Here is a 5,764-nt window from a genome sequence, read left to right on the forward strand (position 1 = left end):
GCAACGTACGGGCGGTAGGTCTTCTCGCTGACGCAGCTGCTGATGTCCGCAGCACCGGCCTCAGTGGCGAACTTCTGCAGCGTGGCGTTGTCCAGGCCCTTGCTGTTTTCCTGCGGCTGGTTGGCGTACAGGGAATCCACGAATGCCTTGTACTTCTCCGGGGACTTGTCCACTACACAAGCTGCCGCAGCTGCCGACCGTGAGGAGTAGTTGGTTCCGGAAGAGAAACGGTCAAGGAACGGCAGCGGGCGGTACTCCACCGTCACCTTTCCTTCATTGCGCAGCTGATCCAACTGCGGGCCGTAATTCTGCTCAAACCCGTTGCAGGCCGGGCACATGAAGTCCAGGTACACCACCACCTGTGCCGGCTGGCCGGACGCGGAAGCTTTCACCCCGATTGCCTCGGGCTTGGCCACCGAGGTGGGCTGCGCGGTGGGCATGACCACGGAGCTCACGTCAACGGTCGTCCCTGCCGTCGCAGGCGGGATCACCACGTTGTCCTTGCCCAGGGTCACACCGCCGTAAACGTTCGCGTTGGCGGGAACCGGCCCCGTTTGAGCCACCGGCTCGTTGGCCTTGTTCGTGTTGATGACTATTAGCGCAATAATGGCAATAACCACCAGCGCTGCCACCAAGACACCGCCGCGAATCAGCCAGCTGTTGCGCTTTTCCTTCTTCAGCTGGGCGTCGCGAATACCCTTTGCCTTTTCACGGGCCTGCGCAGTTCGCTGTGCATTGGTCAAACGCGGATCGTTTTTGGAGCTCATATTTCCTCAAGTCTTCGGGCATGAAAAAGGGCCGTGAAAACGGCAAGTTCCTGATCATCCTAGGGGAGAAAGCTTGAAGAACGCTCGACGCCGCACGCCCCGTCCCAATACTTGGACTACTGCCCGGTATATTCCCCGCAGGCTAAGCTGGCACAAACTGGAGAACGAGCTATGGGAGTTCCACGTGCCTGAAGAAGTGAACAGTAAACCGGCCCACCACCACGGCCATTCGGATTTCGTGGTGGTCTCAAACAGGTTGCCGGTGGACCGGGATTCTACGGATAATTCCGACGGCGGATGGCGGCGTTCCCCCGGCGGCCTCGTCACAGCGCTGGCCCCCGTCATGGCCTCGCATGAAGGTGCCTGGGTGGGTTGGCACGGGGCGCCGGACGAGGTCCTGGAACCGTTCCACCACGACAACATGGACCTCATTCCCGTGCCGCTGTCAGCAGAAGAAGTTGAACTGTACTACGAGGGTTTCTCCAACTCGACCCTGTGGCCTCTCTACCACGACGTCATTGCCCCGCCCGAATTTCACCGTACATGGTGGGACGCCTACCGCACGGTCAACAAGCGTTTCGCCCAAGCCGCTGCCAGCGCAGCCGCACTGAACGCCACGGTGTGGGTGCAGGACTACCAGCTGCAGTTGGTGCCCCGCTACCTCCGCCAGCTTCGCCCTGACCTGCGCATCGGTTTCTTCAACCACATCCCGTTTCCGCCGCAGGAAATCTTTGCCCAGCTGCCGTGGCGCCAGAACATCATCGAAGGCCTGCTCGACGCTGACTTGATCGGTTTCCAACGTGCTAGTGACGCGGCCAACTTCCTGCGCTCGGCCCGCCGCTTTGTCGGGGCCGGTGTGAAGTCCGCCCAAATTCAGGTGAAGGACGGCGACGGGAAAGTGGTGCATATTGCCCGCGCCGCCGCTTTCCCCATCTCCATCGACGTGGCGCAGATCCAAGAGTTGGCGGCCAGCAAGGACGTCATTGCCCGTTCACGGCAAATCCGCCAGGAACTCGGCAACCCCAAAACCATCCTCCTGGGCGTGGACCGGCTCGACTACACCAAGGGCATCACCCACCGGCTCAAGGCTTACGGCGAATTGCTCAACGACGGCGTGCTGACCGTGGCGGATGCGTCCATGATCCAAGTGGCCAGCCCCAGCCGCGAAAACGTGGAAACCTACAAGCAGCTGCGCGACGAAGTCGAAGGCATGGTGGGCCGGATCAACGGCCAATTCGACACCATCCAAAACACGGCCGTGCGCTACCTTCACCACAGCTACCCTGTGGAGGAAATGGTGGCGCTGTACCTGGCCGCCGACGTCATGCTTGTCACAGCCCTGCGCGACGGCATGAACCTCGTTGCCAAGGAGTATGTAGCCGCCCGCGGAGACAACACCGGTGCCTTGGTCCTGAGCGAATTCACCGGCGCCGCCGACCAGCTTAAATCCGCTATCCTCGTCAACCCGCACGACATCGACGGGCTCAAATCCGCCATCCTGCGCGCCGTGAACCTCTCCCCCGTTGAGGCCGCACGCCGCATGCGCACCATGCGCCGGCAGATCCTCAGCCACGACGTGCAGCGCTGGAGCCAGGAATTCCTCTCCACCCTCGAGACGGAGGCCGTTCCGGTATGACCCAGACTGTGGAAATGTCCGCCGAACTGCGCGCCGCCGTGATCCAGCTGGCCCAGACGCCGCACCTTTTGGTGGCCCTGGACTTCGACGGCACCATGGCCCCTATCGTCAGCCGCGCCGAGGACGCCCGCCCACTCCCCCGCTCAGCAGCGGCCCTTACCGCCCTGGCTGGCTTGGAAAGTACGACGACGGCGCTCGTCTCCGGGCGCGCATTGGACAGTTTGCGGGCGGTCGCCACACCCCCGGCACCGACACTGTTGGTGGGCAGCCACGGCGCGGAAACGTATTGGGGCCCCGATTCACCCGTGCTGGAGCTCACTGCCGAACAGCAGTCTGCACTGGCACACGCACGGGACTGCGTAGCCCAGGCGATCAACCAATTCCCAGGGACGGTTGCCGAGCAAAAACCGGCCGGAGTGGTCCTCCACTACAGGCTTGCCAGCGACACGGACGGGAGCGCCGCCGTCGAGCATGTCAACAAGGCCCTCGCCGGGGACCCCGCGTTCCACATCAGCACGGGCAAAAAAGTGCTGGAGATTTCAGTGCTCAAGGCCGACAAAGGCCAAAGCCTGACCGCCCTGCGGGAATTCAGTGGCGCCACGGCCACGTTCTTCGCTGGCGATGACGTCACGGACGAGCACGCATTTTCCGCTCTTCTACCCGGGGATCTCGGCATCAAGGTAGGGCCCGGAAGCAGTACTGCCCAGTACCGAATCCAGCACGAAGACGAGCTTCCGGAGGTTCTGGAACTGCTCGTGGAAGCCCGCACCGAACTGAATTTGCCACAAATTTTCTAACGCCTGTGCGGGAGATCACAAAGTGACCCCAATCATGGACAAAATGTGTCATACTTCATAGATCAGACCGCCTGCTGTTTAAGATGTGTGCGGCCTGATGCGAATTAACAAACCATTCACTTGAGGATCGTTCGGCACGTACCTGCCGATGAAGGGATATATCACTGTGGCTACAGTAACTTTTGACAATGCAACGAGGATCTACCCGGGCACCACGAAGCCCGCCGTTGACAAGCTCAACATCGAAATCGCCGATGGCGAATTCCTCGTATTCGTCGGCCCGTCCGGTTGCGGAAAGTCCACGTCGCTGCGCATGCTCGCCGGCCTGGAAGACGTCAACGCCGGACGCATCCTCATTGGTGACCGCGACGTCACCGACGTTCCGCCGAAGGACCGCGACATCGCCATGGTCTTCCAGAACTACGCGCTGTACCCGCACATGTCCGTTGCGGACAACATGGGCTTCGCCCTGAAGATCGCCGGCGTTTCCAAGGAAGAGCGCGCCACGCGCGTCAAGGAAGCCGCCAAGCTGCTTGACCTCGAGGCGTACCTGGACCGCAAGCCGAAGGCACTCTCCGGTGGTCAGCGTCAGCGTGTTGCCATGGGCCGCGCCATTGTGCGTAACCCGCAGGTGTTCCTCATGGATGAGCCCCTTTCCAACTTGGACGCCAAGCTGCGTGTCCAGACCCGTACGCAGATCGCTTCCCTGACCCGCCGCCTGGGCGTCACCACCGTTTACGTGACCCACGACCAGGTTGAGGCCATGACCATGGGTGACCGCGTCGCCGTGCTCAAGGACGGCGTACTCATGCAGTGCGACACCCCGCGCAATCTCTACGATGCCCCGCAGAACGTGTTCGTTGCCGGCTTCATCGGCTCACCGGCCATGAACCTGCTGGAACTGCCCGTTGTCGACGGCGGCGTGAAGTTCGGTGGCTCCATCTACCCGGTGCCCAGCGCCGTGTTGGGTGAAGCCGCAGGCAAGACCGTCACCGTGGGTGTCCGTCCCGAAGACCTCGAGATCGTCGGCGCCGGCGAAGGCCTTGCAGTCGAGGCCGACGTCGTCGAAGAACTCGGTGCCGATGCCTACGTCTACGGCCACGCCATCATCGACGGCAACGAGCGCGACATGGTTGTCCGTGTCGACGGCCGCCGCCCACCGATGAAGGGCGACACCATCCACGTCCGCCCGTCCACCAACCACGTGCACCTCTTCGATGCCACTTCAGGCCTCCGCCTGGGCGACAAGAGCGTCACCGTATAACCACCCCGCTGGTCGGGCCTGCACAGTAACTTTGAGGCGCGGTTGCCTGTTGGAGAATTTTCCAGCCGGCAGCCGCGTCTCGGCGTTTAAGCCACCAACCCCTTTTGAGAGAGAATTGGTCCATGACTGAGCAACCAGGCGCAAAGTGGAACCATGAGCCCACCGACTTCGAGCAGATCGGCAAGCTGCCGCGGCAAAGCGCCCCTCCGGCCCAGGTCATGGGCTCACTGAACATCACGGCGGCCAGCGCCGACCCCGGCCTGCTGGACCTCCCCTGGCACATCACGCTGGAGGAATGGCCGGCCGCAAACTTGGCTGCATTGCCCCGCGGCATCTCCCGTCACGTGGTCCGCTTCGCCCACCTCGACGGCTCCGTCATTGCCATCAAGGAGACCTCCGAGCACGTGGCGCGGCACGAATATCACATGCTGCGCAAGCTGGCCCGCCTCGATGTGCCGTGTGTGGAGCCGGTAGCCGTCATCACGGGCCGCACCACCCCCACCGGCGCGCCGCTCAACCCCGTGCTGGTCACCCGGCACCTGAAGTTTTCGCTGCCCTACCGCGCCCTGTTCTCGCAGAAGCTGCGCCGTGAGACCCTGACCCGCCTCATCGACGCCCAGGCTCTGCTGCTGGTCCGCTTGCACCTGGTGGGCTTCTATTGGGGCGATGTCTCCTTGTCCAACACCCTCTTCCGCCGCGACGCAGGTTCCTTCGCCGCTTATCTAGTGGACGCCGAAACCGGAGAACTGTACCCGGACCTGTCCACCGGACAGCGAGAGTACGACCTCGAGATTGCCCGCGTCAACATCGCCGGGGAACTCATGGACCTTCTTGAAGGTGGCCTCATTGAAGAAAAGGTGGACCCGGTCGCCACGAGCGAGCTCATCATGGAAAGCTACCGCCGACTATGGGCAGAGCTGACCGAAAAGGAATCGTTCGAGCTGGAGGACCGTTGGCGCGTCGGAGCCCGCATCCGCCGCTTGAACGACCTGGGGTTCGACGTGGAGGAATACGCCATCAAGACCACCCCCGACGGCTCCACCATCCAGCTCCAGCCCAAAGTGGTCGACGCCGGTCACCACCAGCGCCGCCTGCTGCGCCTCACTGGCCTTGACGCCCAGGAGAACCAGGCCCGCCGGCTGCTCAACGATATGGATTCATTCCGCGTCGACTCCGGCACGGACATGGATGAGGAAATCAGCGCCCACAACTGGGTCAGCACCATCTTCGAGCCCATTGTGCGGGCCATCCCGCGTGAGCTCGGCGGCAAGCTGGAACCGGCGGAAGTGGTCCACGAGGT

General features: G+C 62.6%; 5 protein-coding genes. 4 read left to right on the plus strand and 1 reads right to left on the minus strand.

Translation table 11 applies throughout. The features are described from left to right. On the minus strand, positions 1-767 hold a 767-nt coding region (locus Q4P21_RS15590; protein ID WP_303389642.1), incomplete at its 3' end, for a thioredoxin domain-containing protein. A gap of 184 nt (positions 768-951) precedes the next feature. Here Q4P21_RS15590 and Q4P21_RS15595 point away from each other — a divergent pair. From Q4P21_RS15595 to Q4P21_RS15610, 4 genes are all read left to right on the plus strand, one after another. Next, positions 952-2,403: a trehalose-6-phosphate synthase gene (locus Q4P21_RS15595; RefSeq protein WP_303389643.1), complete on the plus strand. Its 1,452-nt coding sequence runs from the start codon at positions 952-954 to the stop codon at positions 2,401-2,403. Next, the gene (gene otsB / locus Q4P21_RS15600; protein WP_303389644.1) at positions 2,400-3,200 is read left to right on the plus strand and encodes a trehalose-phosphatase; all 801 of its coding nucleotides are present in this window, start codon (positions 2,400-2,402) and stop codon (positions 3,198-3,200) included. The genes Q4P21_RS15595 and otsB overlap by 4 nt, the downstream gene beginning before the upstream one ends. 166 nt (positions 3,201-3,366) lie before the next feature. Then, entirely contained in the window at positions 3,367-4,464 is a 1,098-nt protein-coding gene (locus Q4P21_RS15605) for an ABC transporter ATP-binding protein (RefSeq protein ID WP_303389645.1), read from the plus strand. Positions 4,465-4,586: 122 nt separating this feature from the next. Further along, positions 4,587-5,764 (plus strand): DUF4032 domain-containing protein (locus Q4P21_RS15610; RefSeq protein ID WP_303389646.1); only part of this gene is annotated, 1,178 nt, incomplete at its 3' end.

The sequence above is a fragment of the Arthrobacter sp. genome (genome assembly GCF_030540645.1).
Classification (GTDB): Bacteria; Actinomycetota; Actinomycetes; order Actinomycetales; family Micrococcaceae; genus Specibacter.